Origin of the sequence: Streptomyces sp. NPDC008092 (assembly GCF_042957285.1) — a bacterium.
Lineage (GTDB): Bacteria > Actinomycetota > Actinomycetes > Streptomycetales > Streptomycetaceae > Streptomyces.
The window spans coordinates 116,682-133,471 of the sequence record NZ_JBIBHY010000013.1; the positions used below are offsets into that span (position 1 = coordinate 116,682).

The window sequence follows — 16,790 nt, forward strand, 5'->3', positions numbered from 1 at the left end:
TCCCTTACCCTCGAAGAATGAGCATCCCCTTCCTCAAGGGCCACGGCACCGAGAACGACTTCGTGATCGTCCCGGACCCCGACAACGCCCTGGACCTCACCCCGGCCGCCGTAGCCGCCCTCTGCGACCGCCGGTCAGGCATCGGCGCCGACGGCGTGCTGCACGTCGTACGGTCCGCCGCGCACCCCGAGGCCAAGGGGATGGCCGCCGACGCCGAGTGGTTCATGGACTACCGCAACGGCGACGGCTCGATCGCCGAGATGTGCGGCAACGGCGTCCGCGTCTTCGCCCGCTACCTCCAGCACGCCGGCCACGCCACGGAGGGCGACCTCGCCGTCGCCACCCGCGCCGGCGTCAGGACCGTGCACATCGCCAAGGACGGTGACGTCACCGTCGGCATGGGCAGCGCCCGCCTCCCCGAGGGCGACGTGACCGTCAGCGTCGGCGACCGCACCTGGCCCGCGCGGAACGTGAACATGGGCAACCCGCACGCCGTCGCCTTCGTCGCGGACCTCGCCGACGCCGGCGACCTCTACACCCCACCCCCCTTCAGCCCCCCGTCGGCCTACCCCGAAGGGGTCAACGTCGAGTTCGTCGTCGACCGCGGCCCCCGCCACGTCGCGATGCGCGTGCACGAGCGCGGCTCCGGCGAGACCCGCTCCTGCGGCACCGGCGCCTGCGCGGTCGCTGTGGCCGCCGCCCGCCGCGACGGCGCCGACCCCTCGGTCACCGGTGCCCCGGCGACGTACACCGTGGACGTGCCCGGCGGACGGCTCGTCATCACCGAGCGGCCCGACGGCGAGATCGAGATGACCGGCCCCGCAGTGATTGTCGCCACGGGCGAGATCAGTACGGAGTGGCTGGAAAACGCCGTCCGTTGAGCTGACTGCGCGTCGTAATCCGTGGTCCGGGCGGTGCTCCAACACCCGGATCCACGGCCCGCGTTGCCACGTGTGGCGAGAAACGTCGGCCACCCCCCGAACAGGTGGCGCAAAATCGTAAACCTCGAATTCGTCGCTCGATTGGGTGATCCGTTTCACGCTCGGCGGGAGCCGGTCAATCGGGCCCGATGGGCTCGGTAGCATCAAGCACCGGCACGGACGGGGGAACGTCGCCAATCCCTGAGCCTCGTATGCCCTGGGGCCCCGTCCGCCGGTCCACGAGCCGGAGGTGCCCATGAGTGCGGAGGCCACGAACCCTGCGACGCCCGGTCCCGCAGCGCCTGCGGCGGCGGTCCGCAGGAAGGCCCGCCCCCGGATCGACCTGCGCCGCCTCGGCCGGGCCGCGCTGCTCGGCAACGCCGCCCGCGGCAAGCTCCCCGACGCCATCGGCCACGTCGCCGAGGCGCACCGCGCCCACTACCCCGACGCCGATCTCGAACCCCTGCGCCGCGCCTACGTGCTGGCCGAGTCCTCGCACCGCGGCCAGATGCGCAAGAGCGGCGAGCCGTACATCACCCACCCGCTCGCGGTCACCCTGATCCTCGCCGAACTCGGTGCGGAGACCACGACCCTGACGGCGTCCCTGCTCCACGACACCGTCGAGGACACCGATGTGACGCTCGACCAGGTGCGGGAACAGTTCGGCGAGGAGGTCCGTTACCTGGTCGACGGGGTGACGAAACTCGAGAAGGTCGACTACGGGGCCGCCGCCGAACCCGAGACGTTCCGCAAGATGCTCGTCGCCACCGGCAGCGACGTCCGCGTGATGTCCATCAAGCTCGCCGACCGCCTGCACAACATGCGCACCCTCGGCGTGATGCGCCGTGAGAAACAGGAACGCATCGCCAAGGTCACCCGTGACGTCCTCATCCCGCTCGCCGAGCGGCTCGGCGTGCAGGCGCTGAAGACCGAGCTGGAGGACCTGGTCTTCGCCATCCTGCACCCCGAGGAGTACGAGCACACCCGGGAACTGATCGCCGCGAACGCGGCCCGCGCCGACGACCCCCTCGCGGCGATCGCCGACGAGGTGCGCGGAGTGCTGCGCGAGGCCGACATCCCGGCCGAAGTCCTCATCCGGCCCCGGCACTTCGTCTCCGTCCACCGCGTCAGCCGCAAACGCGGCGAACTGCGCGGCGCCGACTTCGGCCGGCTCCTCGTGCTGGTCAACGAGGACGCGGACTGTTACGCCGTCCTCGGTGAACTGCACACCTGCCTGACCCCGGTGGTCTCGGAGTTCAAGGACTTCATCGCGGTACCGAAGTTCAACCTGTACCAGTCGCTGCACACGGCGGTCGCCCGCGCCGACGGACAGGTCGCCGAAGTCCTCATCCGCACCCACCAGATGCACAAGGTCGCCGAGGCCGGCGTCGTCGCCCTCGGCAACCCCTACGCCCCGGCCGCCGACGCCCCCGCGGCGGAGGCCGCCGACACCGCGGCCGACGGCGAGCGCGCCGACCCCACCCGCCCCGGCTGGCTCTCCCGCCTCCTCGACTGGCAGAAGGCCGCCCCGGACACCGACACCTTCTGGTCCACCCTGCGCGAGGACCTCGCCCAGGACCGCGAGATCACCGTGTTCCGCCCCGACGGCGGCACCCTCGGCCTCCCCGAGGGCGCCACCTGCGTCGACGCCGCGTACGCCCAGTACGGCGAGGACGCCCACGCCTGCATCGGCGCCCGCGTCAACGGCCGCCTCGCCACCCTCAGCACGGTCCTCACGGACGGCGACACCGTCCAGCTCCTGATGGGCCAGGACCCGGCCTCCGAGCCCTCCCGGGAGTGGCTGGAGCACGCCCACACCCCGGCGGCCCGGATCGCCATCCAGCGCTGGCTGGCCGCCCACCCGGACAGCGCCGAGGAGCCGCCGGCCCCCGCGCCCAGCCGCCCCGTACCCGAGTTCCCGGCCCCGGGCGCCGCTGCCGGCGCCCCCCGGACCGCCAGCGCCGTGGTCGCCGACCGCCCGGGCGCGACCGTACGGCTCGCCGGCTGCTGCACCCCCGTACCGCTGGACGAGGTCACCGGCTTCGCGGTACGCGGCGGAGTGGTCACCGTGCACCGCGTGGAGTGCGCCTCGGTGGCGCACATGAAGAGCACCGGGCGCCCCGAGGTGGCCGTGAGCTGGGACGACAGCACCGCCTGCCGGGTCACCCTGGTCGCCGAATCGTTCGGCCGGCCCCATCTGCTCGCCGACCTCACCGAGGCGATGGCCCAGGAGGGCGCCGAGATCGTCTCGGCGACCGTGGAACCACCCAGCCAGCAGCGCGTCCGGCACACGTACACCGTCGACCTCCCCGACGCGGCCCACCTGCCCGCCCTGATGCGCGCGATGCGCAACGTGCCCGGTGTGTACGACGTCGGCCGAGCGCAACACCAATGAACTACTCGTTCGGGTGGATTGGTCGCGCGTCGTACCCGTGAGCGGGGGGTGTGCTGGTAGCGGTGGTCCATGCCGCTCACCCTCCGCACCCGCCGCCCTGCACAGCGTGCCGCCCGACCGCTCCGGCACCGGCGGGCCGCCGCCCTCCTCGCCTCCGCCGTCTCCGTCGCCCTCCTCGGCGCGAGCGCCCCGCCGGTCCCGCTCGGCGTCGGCGACCGGCTCTTCCCGTACCTCGGCAACCCGGGGTACGACGTCGCGTCGTACGACCTCTCCTTCACCTATCCCGGCAGCAACGACAAGCCGCTGCAGGCCGTGACCACCATCGACGCCTGGACCACCACCGACCTGGACCGCCTCAACCTCGACTTCGCGCACGGCAAGGTCGAGTCCGTCGAGGTCGACGGCCGGCCCGCCGCCTTCGCCGGCGCCGGCGAGGACCTGGTCGTCACCCCGGACAAGCCGCTGCGGCAGGGCGACTGGACGCGGATCACGGTCAGGCACACCAGCGACCCGGTGTCCGCCAAGGGCCAGGACGGCGGCTGGGTGCGCACCACCGACGGGCTCGCCATGGCCAACCAGGCCGACGCGGCCCACCTGGTCTTCCCGTGCAACGACCACCCGTCCGACAAGGCGATGTTCACCTTCCACGTGACCGCCCCGAACGGCTACACCGTCGTCGCCAACGGCATCCCCACCGACTCCGTCCGGGTCGGCGGCCAGACCACCTGGACCTACCGCACCGAGCACCCCATGGCCACCGAACTGGCCCAGGTCTCCATCGGCCGCTCCGCCGTACTGCACCGCGCCGGACCGCACGGACTGCCCGTCCGGGACGTCGTCCCGAGCGCCGACGCCAAGAAGCTCGAACCCTGGCTGGCCAAGACCCCGGACCAGATCGCCTGGCTGGAGAGCAAGGTCGGCAGGTACCCGTTCGAGACGTACGGCGTGCTCATGGCCCAGGCGTCCACCGGCTTCGAGCTGGAGACCCAGACTCTCTCCCTCTTCGAGAAGAACCTGTTCACCGAGCCCGCGTACCCCAAGTGGTACATCGAGTCGGTCATGGTGCACGAGCTGTCCCACCAGTGGTTCGGCGACAGCGTCAGCCCGCGCGTCTGGTCCGACGTCTGGCTGAACGAGGGGCACGCCACCTGGTACGAGGAGCTGTACGCGGAGGAGAAGGGCAAGCAGCCCATGATCAACCGCATGAAGGCCGCGTACGGCGCCTCCGACCGCTGGCGCGCCGCCGGCGGACCGCCCGCCCTGCCCAAGGCCCCCGACCCCGGCCAGAAGATCAGCATCTTCCGCCCCAACATCTACGACGGCGCGGCCCTCGCCCTCTACGCCCTGCGCCAGGAGATCGGCAAGCCCGCCTTCGAGCGCCTGGAGCGGATCTGGGTCGAGCGGCACAAGGACGGCACCGCGACCACCGCCGACTTCGTCCACCTGGCCTCCGCGGTCGCCAACCGTGACCTCACCGGTTTCTTCGACGCCTGGCTGTACGGCACGAAGACCCCGCCGATGCCCGGCCACCCGGACTGGAAGCAGGTCCCGGCCCCGAAGAAGCAGACCAAGAAGTGACGGCGGGGCGGCCCCCGGAATAACACGGTGCCGGGACGAGGCGTACCGTGCGACCATCGTGGAGCCGGCACAGCCGGCCGCGGGTCGGCCCAGGCCGGCCCAGGTCGGCACGGTACGGGTCGCGGGGAATCTCCCGGGGTACTCGTACGTTGAGAAGTCGAAGGCCGGCTTCGGCACTCCCATCGACGTAAGGACCCAATGACCTCCTCTTCTTCCCCTTCCCAGGACACCAGGCGCCTCGCGCAGGACTACCCCGACGGTCTTCGGGCCGATGCCCTGATGGAAGAGGACGTCGCCTGGAGCCACGAGATCGACGGAGAGCGGGACGGCGACCAGTTCGACCGCTCCGAGCGCGCGGCCCTGCGCCGCGTCGTGGGCCTCTCCACCGAGCTTGAGGACGTCACCGAGGTCGAGTACCGACAGCTCCGCCTGGAGCGGGTCGTACTGGTCGGGGTGTGGACCTCGGGCACCGTGCAGGACGCGGACAACTCCCTCGCGGAGCTGGCCGCCCTCGCCGAGACCGCGGGCGCGCTCGTCCTCGACGGCGTCATCCAGCGCCGCGACAAGCCCGACGCGGCCACCTACATCGGCTCCGGCAAGGCCCTGGAGCTGCGTGACATCGTCCTCGAGACCGGCGCCGACACCGTCATCTGCGACGGTGAGCTGAGCCCGGGCCAGCTGATCCAGCTGGAGGACGTCGTCAAGGTCAAGGTCATCGACCGGACCGCCCTCATCCTGGACATCTTCGCCCAGCACGCCAAGTCCCGCGAGGGCAAGGCGCAGGTCTCGCTCGCGCAGATGCAGTACATGCTGCCGCGGCTGCGAGGCTGGGGTCAGTCGCTGTCCCGCCAGATGGGCGGCGGCAAGGGCGGCGGCCTCGCCACCCGTGGTCCCGGTGAGACCAAGATCGAGACGGACCGGCGGCGGATCCGCGAGAAGATGGCGAAGATGCGCCGGGAGATCGCGGAGATGAAGACCGGCCGCGAGATCAAGCGCCAGGAGCGCCGCCGCAACAAGGTGCCGTCCGTCGCCATCGCGGGCTACACCAACGCCGGCAAGTCCTCCCTGCTCAACCGCCTCACCGGCGCCGGCGTCCTGGTCGAGAACGCGCTGTTCGCGACCCTGGACCCGACCGTCCGCCGCGCGGAGACCCCGAGCGGCCGCGTGTACACCCTGGCCGACACCGTCGGCTTCGTCCGCCACCTGCCCCACCACCTGGTCGAGGCGTTCCGCTCCACCATGGAGGAGGTCGGCGACGCCGACCTGATCCTCCACGTGGTCGACGGCTCGCACCCGGTCCCGGAGGAGCAGCTGGCCGCGGTACGCGAGGTGATCAGGGACGTCGGCGCCACCGACGTACCCGAGATCGTCGTGATCAACAAGGCGGACGCGGCGGACCCCCTGGTCCTCCAGCGCCTGCTGCGCAACGAGAAGCGCTCGATCGCGGTCTCGGCCCGCTCCGGCCTGGGCATCGACGAACTCCTGGCCCTGATCGACAACGACCTGCCCCGCCCGTCGGTCGAGATCGAGGCCCTGGTCCCGTACACCCACGGCAAGCTCGTGGCCCGCGCCCACAACGAGGGCGAGGTCCTCTCGGAGGAGCACACCGCCGAGGGCACCCTCCTCAAGGTCCGGGTCCACGAGGAACTGGCGGCGGATCTCGCGCCCTACGTGCCGGCTCCGGCCGCGTAGCAGTTCGCAACCGAACGGGCCGTCTCCTTTTCAGGAGGCGGCCCGTTCGCCTACCTCACTGATCGGCGAACTCCTTACTGACCCCCTCGTAAACCCCCTTGGCCACATCACCGAACCGAGGCCCGGCCAGCCACCCCGAACTCACCGGCCCGATCGACGTGTTGGACACCAGCGCCGGCTTGCCGTCGGTGCCCGTCTCCACCCAGCCGCCACCCGACGCCCCACCGGTCATCGTGCACCCGATCCGGTACATCGTGGGCGCCGCCGCATCCACCGACAGCCGCCCGGGCCGGTCCGCGCACTGGTACAGCAGCGACCCGTCGTACGGCTTCGCCGCCGGATACCCCGTGGCGGTGATGCTCGACACCTTCGGCACCGCGGGCGCGTCGAAGTTCACCGGCAGCGCCGAACCGACCGTCTCCTCAAGGGACTTGCCGCCACTGCCCTGCTCGGGCGTCACATGGATCACCGCGTAGTCGTACGACGCACCGTCGCCGCCCGTCTCACCGCCCTGGTCGATCCACTGCTGCGAGGTCTGCGCCCCGTCGCCCCACCACACGCCGTACGGCGCGACCTCCGCACGGGTCGCCGCCGCCAGCGCCGAACCGGTCAGCCCCTTGTCGTTGTACGACGGCACGAACGCGATGTTCCGGTACCAGCCGCCGTTCTTGCCGGCGTGCACACAGTGCCCCGCCGTCCACACCAGGTTGGACTTGCCCGGGTGCGCCGGGTCCTCGACGACCGTCGCCGAACAGACCATCGTGCCCTCGGGGGAGTCGAAGAAGACCTTCCCGGCCGTGGCCGCACTCGCGTGGTACGCCGGCCGCACCGCCTTCGCCTGAACGGGCTGCGGCGTCGGGTCGGTCACCCCCTGGTCACCGGAGAGGTCGTTGTCGTCGACGCCCTTGCCCTTGTCGGGGTCGTTGGCGTCCCGCATCCGGTTGGGGTCCCACAGACCCTTGATGATCGGGTTGATGAAGTCGTTGGCCTCGCGCAGCCAGTCGTCCTTGTCCCAGTTCTTCCAGGCGCCGTTCTTCCACTTGTCGATGTCGATCCCGTGCTCTTTGAGCTTGTTCTTGATGTCGTCCGGGATCTTGATCTTGCCGTCACCGGTGTCGGCCGTGGCGGACGCGGAAGCCGGGCCGCCCGCGTTGTCGTCGCCGGAGCTGCCGCAGGCGGTGGCGGTCAGCGCCAGCGCCGAGGCGAGGGCGACGGCCGCCAGCGCACGGGGCGCGCCCCTGCCACCTCGGAGGGCGAACGACGGCCGGATGGATCGCATGGTGGTGACTCCCCCTGTTGGTAAGGAACTTCAGCGCCACACACTATGCGCTCGCTGTGCGGCGCTCCCGGTGGATGGGCAACGGTTCTGCTACGGGGTTCACCTGCGGAGCAACCACAGTGCGCAGGTGAGAGCGACGCGTCGCCCGCGGCCGGTGTCGTCCCGAGCGCGTATGTGAGACTCCAGGTGCGGTCGGTGCGGTCGGTGCGGTCGGTGCGGTCGGTGCGGTCGGTGCGGTCGGTGCGGACGGTGCAGACGGTGGGGCGCATGGTGATCGCGTTCGGCGCCGAGTCGTGGACCGATGGCGCCGAGTCGTGGACCGGTGGACACGACCCCCTTCCCTGCGGGGCGGCCGTCGGGCGGGCATCCCATGGCAAGCTCCCGGCAAGGATCTTGAGACGACCCGTAACCACCCGGCCGGTCCGCTGTTGGTAGCGGTGGGGGTCCGGCTGTCTGTGCCCGGTGCCCGCCGATCAACTCGCCTCTGGACAGCGGGGAGGACAGCGAGCCGTGGCCGTGACGGAGTCGGTGACCGAGGAGACGTCCAGGGGGACGTTCGAGGGAGCGCCCGCGGCGCACGAGGGGATCCTGAGGCGCCAGTCGGCGCGTGAGTCGCGGGCACGTACCTACGCGCGCGCCCTGCCCATCGTGCCGGTGCGGGCCCGCGGCCTGACCATCGAAGGCGCCGACGGACGCCGCTACCTGGACTGTCTCTCCGGCGCGGGCACCCTCGCCCTCGGCCACAACCACCCCGTCGTGCTGGAAGCGATCCGCAAGGTCCTCGACTCCGGCGCGCCGCTCTCCGTCCTCGACCTGGCGACCCCCGTCAAGGACGCCTTCATCACCGAACTGTTCCGGACCCTGCCGCCCGGCCTCGCCGACCGCGCCCGCGTCCAGTTCTGCGGGCCCGCCGGCACGGACGCCGTGGAGGCTGCCTTCAAACTCGTCCGGGCCGCGACCGGCCGCACCGGCATCCTCGCCTTCACCGGTGCCTACCACGGGATGACCACCGGCGCCCTGGCCGCTTCCGGCGGAGCCGGCGACGTCCGCGTCGCCCGGCTGCCCTTCCCCCAGGACTACCGCTGCCCGTTCGGCGTCGGTGGCCCCCGCGGCGCGGAACTGTCCGCCCGCTGGACCGAGACCGTCCTCGACGACCCCAAGTCCGGTGTCCCCCTTCCCGCCGGGATGATCCTCGAACCCGTGCAGGGCGAGGGCGGGGTGATCCCCGCGCCGGACGACTGGCTCCGCCGGATGCGCCGGCTCACCGCCGACCGCTCCATCCCCCTGATCGCGGACGAGATCCAGACCGGGGTGGGCCGGACCGGCGCCTTCTGGGCCGTCGAGCACAGCGGCGTCACCCCCGACGTGATGGTCCTGTCCAAGGCCATCGGCGGCAGCCTCCCCCTCGCCGTCGTCGTCTACCGCGACGGGCTCGACGTCTGGGAACCCGGAGCCCACGCCGGAACCTTCCGCGGCAACCAGCTCGCCATGGCCGCCGGCACCGCCACCCTCGCCCACGTCCGCGAGAACGCCCTCGCCGAACGAGCGGGCCTGCTCGGTGCCCGGATGCTCGCCCAACTGCGCCGACTCCAGGACGACTTCACGTGCGTGGGAGACGTGCGGGGGCGGGGGCTGATGATCGGGATGGAACTGGTGGACCCGGAGCAGGAGGGGCCCACCGGGGAGGCGGAGGAGCGCGCGGGGGAGGCGAGGGTCCAGGGGAGCGGTGATCCGGCCGCGGTGGCGCGGGGCGCCGCGGTGAGCGGCCGGGAGGAGGAAGCCCGGCCGGGGCCGCGCCCCGCCGCTCCCGAACTGGCCGCGGCCGTGCAGCGCGCCTGCCTGGAGCGGGGCCTGATCGTCGAACTCGGGGGCCGCCACGCCGGAGTCGTACGACTGCTGCCGCCACTGACCATCACCGACGAACAGGCGGCCGCCGTACTGGACCGCCTCGCCGACGCCGTGGCAGCCGTGGCCCGCGACCCGGCCGCCCACGGTGCCAGGCCCCGACGCCCCGAGGGCCGCAAGGAGCCGGACGACTGAGCGGCGCACCGGGAAAACCCCGGCCGGCCCCCACCTCCCACGAGCACCCGCCGACCGAGCCGTCCGAGGGGAGCCCGCCACCGGGAGCACTCGGACCGGCAGGGCTGGCGGGGCTGGCGGGGCCGCCAGGGTTGTCCGGACCGCTCGGGCCGTTTGGGCAGTCTGGGTCGTTCGGGCCGCCCGGGTCGTCTTGTTCGTCCGGTCGATCCGGTTAATTCGGCTAACCCGGATCATCCGGGTCATCCCGATCGCTCGAATCATTCGGATCACCCGGGCGGGGCCGGCCCGCCGAACCGCCGACAGCAGCCCGGCCGGCGGGCGCACCTCGGACGAACCGGCCGGCCGACGGCCCCGGAGCGAACCGACCGCCCCACGAAACGAACCGCTCCACATCATCCGCACCCCTCTCATCAGGACACTCAGCACTCGACTCGCCACCCGACCGGCACGGTTCGCCGGCCCGACGCCGAACCCCGCACCGCCCGAGCCCCGAGGAAGCCTCCTTGAACGCCACCCCCGCGCCCGACGACAACGGAGACCAAGGCCCACAGGGGCGCCCCGTTCCGCTCGCCGAGTCGGTCCCCCAGCAACGAGGCCGTACCTCTCCGCCCGAGCGGCCACGCGACGACACGGGAGACCTCCTCGAACACCCCGACCCGTACATCGCCGCCCAGGCCGCCGCGGTGGAGAACCTGCTCCGCTGCTGGGCGCGAGAGACGAACCTGCCCACGCCCGACGCCGGCACCCTCCGTGTTCCGCTCCCCGCCAGCGGAACGGCGCTGATCACCCCGATCCGCCACTGGTCCCCGACCGGCTGGCACCGCTTCGGACCGCCCCGCCTGGCCGGCGCCCCCGACACCGCCCCGCCCGTCGACGCGGTCACCCTCGCCGCCCTGCTCACCCGCGAGACGACCACGGGACCGGCAGGCACCGCCGACCGCGCCGAGGGCAGCACCGGCCACGCCGAAGCCGGCACCGGCCATGCCGCGCTCCTGGCCGTCCACACCGGGGGCCCGGTCGGTCACACGGCCGACGGAGCTTTCGGCAGTGCCCGGGCCATCCCCGCGAGCGCCGACCTCGTGGCCCGGGTCGCCGACTCCCTGCGCCGCACGGCCACCTTCATCGCGGACCGGCGCGCCCACCCCGCCGACGGCCCCGACCGCTTCCTCGCCGCCGAGCAGGCACTCCTCCTCGGGCACCCGCTGCACCCGACCCCGAAGAGCCGCGAGGGTCTGACCGAGTCCGAAGCCCGGCTCTACTCACCGGAGTTGCGCGGCTCCTTTCCCCTGCACTGGATCGCGGTCGCCTCCTCCCTGCTCGCCACCGACTCGGCCTGGACCGAACGAGGCCGTCCCGTCCCGGCGGCGCACCTCATGGAACGTCTGGCCGGCACGGCCCTGCCCCTGCCCGACGGCTGCGCCGCCGCCCTGCCGCTGCACCCCTGGCAGGCCCGCGAGATCGGTCACCGCGAGGAGACCGCCGCTCTCCTCGACGCCGGGCTCCTGCGCGACCTGGGCCCGCTCGGCGCCCCCTGGTACCCCACCTCCTCCGTACGAACCGTGCACCGCACCGGTGCCCCCGCCATGCTCAAGCTGTCGCTCGGCCTGCGCATCACCAACTCCCGCCGGGAGAACCTCCGCAAGGAACTCCACCGCGGCGTCGAGGTGCACCGCCTGCTGCGCACCGGCCTCGCCAAGCAGTGGCAGGCCGCCCACCCCGCCTTCGACATCGTGCGCGACCCCGCCTGGCTGGCCGTCGACGGCCAGGACGGCCGGCCCGTACCCGGACTCGACGTGGTGATCCGGCACAACCCGTTCACCCCCACCGACGACGTGTCCTGCGTCGCCGGGCTGGTCACGCCCCGGCCTCTCGACGTCCCGGCGGCGAACGGCAGGACCCGCCCGTACCGCTCCCGACTGGCCCGGGTGGTCTCCCGGCTCGCCGAACGCACCGGTCGGCCCGTGGGCGCCGTCAGCGCCGAGTGGTTCCTGCGCTACCTGGAGCAGGTCGTCCGCCCGGTGCTCTGGCTCGACAGCGAGGCGGGCATCGCCCTGGAGGCGCACCAGCAGAACACCCTCCTCCTGCTGGACGCCGACGGCTGGCCGGCCGGCGGGCGCTACCGCGACAACCAGGGCTACTACTTCCGCGAGTCCCGACGGGACGACCTCGACGCGCGGCTGCCCGGCATCGGAGAGCACAGCGACACCTTCGTCTCCGACGAGGTCACCGACGAACGCTTCGCCTACTACCTCGGCATCAACAACGTGCTCGGCCTGATCGGCGCGTTCGGCTCCCAGCGGCTGGCCGACGAGCGGCTGCTGCTCGCGGCCTTCCGCCGGTTCCTCGCCGACGCGGCCGCCGGACCCGCCCGGCTGCGCAGCTCCCTGCCCGGCCACCTGCTCGACTCACCCGTCCTGCGCTGCAAGGCCAACCTGCTGACCCGGCTGCACGGCCTCGACGAACTCGTGGGCCCGGTCGACATCCAGTCCGTCTACGTCACCATCACCAACCCCCTCCACTCCTCACCCTCACCCTGCTGACCCCACCGACCTCGTCACCCGCTCTCGTCCATCGCGCTTCATCCGTCGCCTTTCATCCGCTGCCGCCATCCATCGCCCGCCATCCACCGCCTGTCATCCACCGCCTTCATCCAGCGACCGAGGAACATGCCCCACCCCGTCTCCTGAGAGGACCGCACCATGCCTCCCACCGACGCGAGCGCCGACACCGGCGCCGTCCCGGTCCATCCCGGATGTTCCGGGCCCGCCGGCCACCCCGGCCGTTCCGGACCCACCGAGGACATCAGGGACTGCGAGGACACCCTGGACCTTCGTCTGCCCGGCGAACTGCTCGCCCTCATCGCCGGGACGGTGCCCGGCGCCGACGAGGCCGACGCGCAAGGCCCCGGGCTCGCTCACGACCGACCCGGCCCCCTCGGTCCGCTCGACCCGCCGGGCCCGTTCAGCCCCCCGGGCGCGCTCGGCCCGCTCGACCTGCTCGACCAGGTGGGCGCCTGGGGCCCCACCAAGACGCCCGTCGGCCTCTTCCACCTGGTGCCGGTCCACGTCGAACGCGACCTGCCGGTCATCAGCGGCTGGATGAACGACCCCGGCGTGGCCGCGTTCTGGCAGCTGGCCGGCTCACGGGCGCAGACGGAGGACCATCTGCGGGCCCAACTCGCGGGAGACGGACGCAGCGTGCCGTGTCTGGGCATGCTCGACGGCACCCCGATGAGCTATTGGGAGATCTATCGAGCCGACCTGGACCCACTCGCCCGCCACTATCCGGCCCGCCCGCACGACACGGGCGTCCATCTCCTCGTCGGCGATGTCGCCGACCGGGGACGCGGACTGGGGTCCGCCCTGCTCAGAGCCGTGGCCGATCTCGTACTCGACCATCGCCCCGCCTGTGCACGTGTCGTCGCCGAACCAGACCTTCACAACACCCCCTCCGTGGCCGCCTTCCTCAACGCGGGCTTCCGCTACGGCTCCGAGGTCGACCTGCCTGCCAAACGGGCCGCCCTCATGATCCGGGACCGGTCCCTACGTCATCTGATGTAGCGCTGAGTGATTGCGTGTACACATGTAGTACGAAGCGGCGACCGATCGAGTTCCCGGCCGTCGGAAAGAAATTCCGAGCGACCCGACTCCCGGCCCGCCCATGCCCCTTGGCCCGCCTGTCCAGGAGCTTCCGGCGTGATCCCACCCCTCGTCCCCGCCTTGATCGCCCGGTTGTCAGTGCCGGGTCGTAGGGTGGTCGCGCTATGACGAAGCCCTCACTCCCTGAACTCCTGCATGCCGCGGTCACAGCTGTCGGCGGTACGGAGCGCCCCGGCCAGGTGACCATGGCCGAATCGGTCGCCGAGGCGATCGACGACGGATCCCATCTGCTGGTCCAGGCCGGCACCGGCACCGGAAAGTCCCTCGGCTACCTGGTGCCCGCGCTCGCTCACGGAGAGCGGGTGGTCGTCGCGACGGCGACCCTCGCCCTGCAGAGACAGCTCGTCGAGCGGGATCTGCCGCGCACCGTCGACGCCCTGCACCCGTTGCTGCGCCGGCGGCCGGAGTTCGCCATGCTCAAGGGCAGGTCGAACTACCTGTGCCTGCACCGGTTGCACGAGGGCATGCCGCAGGACGAGGAGGAGGGCCTCTTCGACCAGTTCGAGGCGGCCGCGCCCACCAGCAAGCTCGGACAGGACCTGCTGCGCCTGCGCGACTGGGCCGACGAGACCGAGAACGGCGACCGCGACGACCTCACACCGGGTGTCTCCGACAAGGCCTGGGCGCAGGTCTCGGTCTCCTCCCGGGAGTGCCTCGGCGCGTCCAAGTGCGCCTACGGCGCCGAGTGCTTCGCCGAGATGGCCCGTGAGCGAGCGAAGCTCGCCGAGGTGGTCGTCACCAATCACGCCCTGCTCGCGATCGACGCCATCGAGGGCGCCCCGGTGCTCCCGCCGCACGAGGTGCTGATCGTGGACGAGGCGCACGAACTGGTCTCCCGGGTCACCGGTGTGGCCACCGGCGAGCTCACCCCGGGCCAGGTCAACCGCGCGGTGCGGCGCGCCGCCAAACTGGTCGACGAGAAGGCCGCCGACCAGCTCCAGACCGCCGCCGAGGGCTTCGAGCGGCTGATGGAGCTGGCGCTGCCGGGCCGGCTGGAGGAGATCCCGGAGGATCTCGGTTACGCCCTGGCGGCGCTCAGAGACGCCGCCCGCACCGTGATCTCCGCGCTCGGCACGACCCGCGACAAGTCGGTCCAGGACGAGGACGCGGTCCGCAAGCAGGCACTGGCCTCCGTGGAGACCGTGCACGACGTGTCGGAGCGGATCGTCAACGGCGCCGAGTGGGACGTCGTCTGGTACGAACGCCACGACCGTTTCGGTGCCTCCCTGCGGGTCGCCCCGATGTCCGTGTCGGGCCTGCTCAGGGAGAAGCTCTTCGCGGACCGCTCGGTCGTCCTCACCTCGGCGACGCTCAAGCTCGGCGGCGACTTCAACGGTGTCGGCGCGTCCCTCGGCCTCGCCCCGGAGGGCACGGAGGGGGACGACCTCCCGCAGTGGAAGGGCGTCGACGTCGGCTCGCCCTTCGACTATCCGAAACAGGGCATCCTCTACGTCGCCAAGCATCTGTCGCGCCCCGCACGGGACGGCGACCGGGCCGACATGCTCGACGAACTGACCGAGCTGATCCAGGCCGCCGGCGGCCGTACGCTCGGCCTCTTCTCCTCGATGCGGGCCGCCCAGCAGGCGGCCGAGGAACTGCGCGTCCGGATGCCCGAGTTCCCGATACTGCTGCAGGGCGAGGAGACCCTCGGCGAACTGATCAAGAACTTCGCCGCCGATCCCAGAACCTGCCTCTTCGGCACGCTGTCGCTCTGGCAGGGCGTCGATGTCCCCGGCCCCAGCTGCCAGCTGGTCGTCATGGACAAGATCCCGTTCCCGCGCCCGGACGACCCGCTCATGAGCGCCCGGCAGAAGGCCGTCGAGGACGCCGGCGGCAACGGCTTCATGGCGGTCGCCGCCACCCACGCCGCGCTTCTGATGGCGCAGGGCGCCGGCCGGCTCGTACGTGCCTCGGGGGACCGCGGCGTGGTCGCCGTACTCGACCAGCGGCTGGCCACCGCGCGGTACGGCGGGTATCTCAAGTCCTCACTGCCCGACTTCTGGTACACCACGGACCGTAACCAGGTCCGCAGGTCGCTGGCGGCGATCGACGCGGTGGCGCGGCAGGCGGAAGCGGAATGATCGCGGGTTAGCCTGGGCGGCGCCGCCCAGGCTAACCCGCGATCCCGGGCCTGCAGTGACCGGGGTCCGGACAGTGCTGGACCCCGGAACCGGCGCAGGGGTCCCGGGGCCGATCGGAGGGCGGGCGGGATGACCGCCCGCCGCAGGCGTCACACGCGCCGCAGTACCGCGACGACCTTGCCCAGGATGGTCGCGTCGTCGCCGGGGATGGGCTCGTAGGCCGCGTTGTGGGGGAGGAGCCAGACATGGCCGTCCTCGCGCTTGAAGCGCTTGACGGTGGCCTCGCCGTCGAGCATGGCGGCGACGATGTCGCCGTTCTCGGCCACCGGCTGGCGGCGGACGGTGACCCAGTCGCCATCGCAGATCGCGGCCTCGATCATGGAGTCGCCGACGACCTTGAGCACGAACAGCTCGCCGTCACCGACCAGCTGCCGGGGCAGGGGGAAGACGTCCTCGACCGACTCCTCGGCGAGGATCGGCCCACCGGCGGCGATCCGGCCGACCAGCGGGACGTACGACGCGGCGGGCTTGCCGGCGGTGTCCGTGGGCTGCACGGTCACGGCCTGGTCGGAGCCGCGCACCTCGTACGCCCGCGGGCGGTGCGGGTCGCGGCGCAGGAAGCCCTTGCGCTCCAGCGCCATCAGCTGGTGCGCCACTGAGGACGTGCTGGACAGGCCGACGGCCTGGCCGATCTCCCGCATCGACGGCGGGTAGCCCCTCCGCTGCACCGAGTCCCGGATCACCTCGATCACCCGGCGCTGCCGGTCGGTGAGGCCCGAGCTGTCCGCCCGGATGCCTGGAGGTCGGCCCGGCAGGGAACGCTTGTGTCCCTCGGGATTCACGGCTTCGTTCATGGCATGCACCGGGTCGAGTCGGCCCTGGGAGCGGTCCTGGGCGGTGATGGTGGCACTGTCTGCGGTCGTGGTCACGTCGGCCCCTCTCGATGGTCTCCCTGCTGGACAACGGTAGTTGCTTTCGAAAGGTTGCGCCAAACACACGTTCGAGTGAAAAAACGCGGTTCACCGTACGTGATCGCATGTCTGGGTGTATGGCTCATGCGGTGCCCGGCGGGCAAAAGGGCCCATTGTTGTACTCTTCACCGCCGGGGGACGGCCTCGTGGGTGTGCCCAGTCTGCCATCCGGACC

At 72.0% G+C, this 16,790-nt stretch carries 10 protein-coding genes; 8 read left to right on the forward strand and 2 right to left on the reverse strand.

The genetic code is table 11. The features are described 5' to 3' along the window. Window positions 1-17: 17 nt before the first annotated feature. The 4 genes from dapF (at window position 18) to hflX (ending at window position 6,585) form a co-directional block, all read left to right on the forward strand. Window positions 18-881 (forward strand): diaminopimelate epimerase, encoded by an 864-nt coding sequence (gene dapF, locus ACFZB3_RS35875; protein WP_391383190.1) that lies wholly within the window; start codon window positions 18-20, stop codon window positions 879-881. Window positions 882-1,176: 295 nt separating this feature from the next. Continuing rightward, on the forward strand, window positions 1,177-3,315 hold the full coding sequence (locus ACFZB3_RS35880) for an HD domain-containing protein (protein WP_391383194.1): 2,139 nt from the start codon (window positions 1,177-1,179) through the stop codon (window positions 3,313-3,315). Between the two features lie 69 nt (window positions 3,316-3,384). Continuing rightward, window positions 3,385-4,893, forward strand: coding sequence for a M1 family aminopeptidase (locus ACFZB3_RS35885; RefSeq protein ID WP_391383199.1), 1,509 nt, complete (start codon window positions 3,385-3,387; stop codon window positions 4,891-4,893). A gap of 198 nt (window positions 4,894-5,091) precedes the next feature. Next, window positions 5,092-6,585, forward strand: a complete 1,494-nt coding sequence (hflX, locus tag ACFZB3_RS35890) for a GTPase HflX (RefSeq protein WP_391383204.1) — start codon at window positions 5,092-5,094, stop codon at window positions 6,583-6,585. 55 nt (window positions 6,586-6,640) lie between these two features. Here hflX and ACFZB3_RS35895 read toward each other — a convergent pair whose 3' ends face one another. Then, window positions 6,641-7,864 carry a trypsin-like serine peptidase gene (locus ACFZB3_RS35895; RefSeq protein ID WP_391383207.1) on the reverse strand — a complete coding sequence of 408 codons (1,224 nt, stop codon included), beginning with the start codon at window positions 7,862-7,864 and terminating at the stop codon, window positions 6,641-6,643. Between the two features lie 510 nt (window positions 7,865-8,374). Between ACFZB3_RS35895 and ACFZB3_RS35900 the strand changes: the two genes are divergently transcribed. The 4 genes from ACFZB3_RS35900 to ACFZB3_RS35915 all read left to right on the forward strand — a co-directional run bounded on the left by ACFZB3_RS35900 (window position 8,375) and on the right by ACFZB3_RS35915 (window position 15,644). After that, window positions 8,375-9,904, forward strand: coding sequence for a diaminobutyrate--2-oxoglutarate transaminase family protein (locus ACFZB3_RS35900; protein WP_391383210.1), 1,530 nt, complete (start codon window positions 8,375-8,377; stop codon window positions 9,902-9,904). A 503-nt stretch (window positions 9,905-10,407) separates the two neighbouring features. Further along, window positions 10,408-12,444 (forward strand): IucA/IucC family protein, encoded by a 2,037-nt coding sequence (locus tag ACFZB3_RS35905; protein WP_391383213.1) that lies wholly within the window; start codon window positions 10,408-10,410, stop codon window positions 12,442-12,444. Between the two features lie 159 nt (window positions 12,445-12,603). Beyond that, window positions 12,604-13,464, forward strand: a complete 861-nt coding sequence (locus ACFZB3_RS35910; protein WP_391383216.1) for a GNAT family N-acetyltransferase — start codon at window positions 12,604-12,606, stop codon at window positions 13,462-13,464. A gap of 203 nt (window positions 13,465-13,667) precedes the next feature. Then, the gene (locus ACFZB3_RS35915; protein ID WP_391383219.1) at window positions 13,668-15,644 is read left to right on the forward strand and encodes a helicase C-terminal domain-containing protein; all 1,977 of its coding nucleotides are present in this window, start codon (window positions 13,668-13,670) and stop codon (window positions 15,642-15,644) included. Window positions 15,645-15,793: 149 nt separating this feature from the next. Here the strand turns inward: ACFZB3_RS35915 and lexA are convergent, their stop codons facing one another. Then, window positions 15,794-16,573, reverse strand: coding sequence for a transcriptional repressor LexA (gene lexA, locus ACFZB3_RS35920; RefSeq protein WP_133028126.1), 780 nt, complete (start codon window positions 16,571-16,573; stop codon window positions 15,794-15,796). Between the last annotated feature and the right edge of the window lie 217 nt (window positions 16,574-16,790).

Bases quoted from the DNA above. Each gene is read 5' to 3' on its own strand.
- ACFZB3_RS35910 (WP_391383216.1), top strand. From the start codon at position 12,604: ATGCCTCCCACCGACGCGAGCGCCGACACCGGCGCCGTCCCGGTCCAT.
- dapF (WP_391383190.1), top strand. From the start codon at position 18: ATGAGCATCCCCTTCCTCAAGGGCCACGGCACCGAGAACGACTTCGTG.
- ACFZB3_RS35895 (WP_391383207.1), bottom strand. From the start codon at position 7,864: ATGCGATCCATCCGGCCGTCGTTCGCCCTCCGAGGTGGCAGGGGCGCG.
- hflX (WP_391383204.1), top strand. From the start codon at position 5,092: ATGACCTCCTCTTCTTCCCCTTCCCAGGACACCAGGCGCCTCGCGCAG.
- ACFZB3_RS35915 (WP_391383219.1), top strand. From the start codon at position 13,668: ATGACGAAGCCCTCACTCCCTGAACTCCTGCATGCCGCGGTCACAGCT.
- ACFZB3_RS35885 (WP_391383199.1), top strand. From the start codon at position 3,385: ATGCCGCTCACCCTCCGCACCCGCCGCCCTGCACAGCGTGCCGCCCGA.
- ACFZB3_RS35880 (WP_391383194.1), top strand. From the start codon at position 1,177: ATGAGTGCGGAGGCCACGAACCCTGCGACGCCCGGTCCCGCAGCGCCT.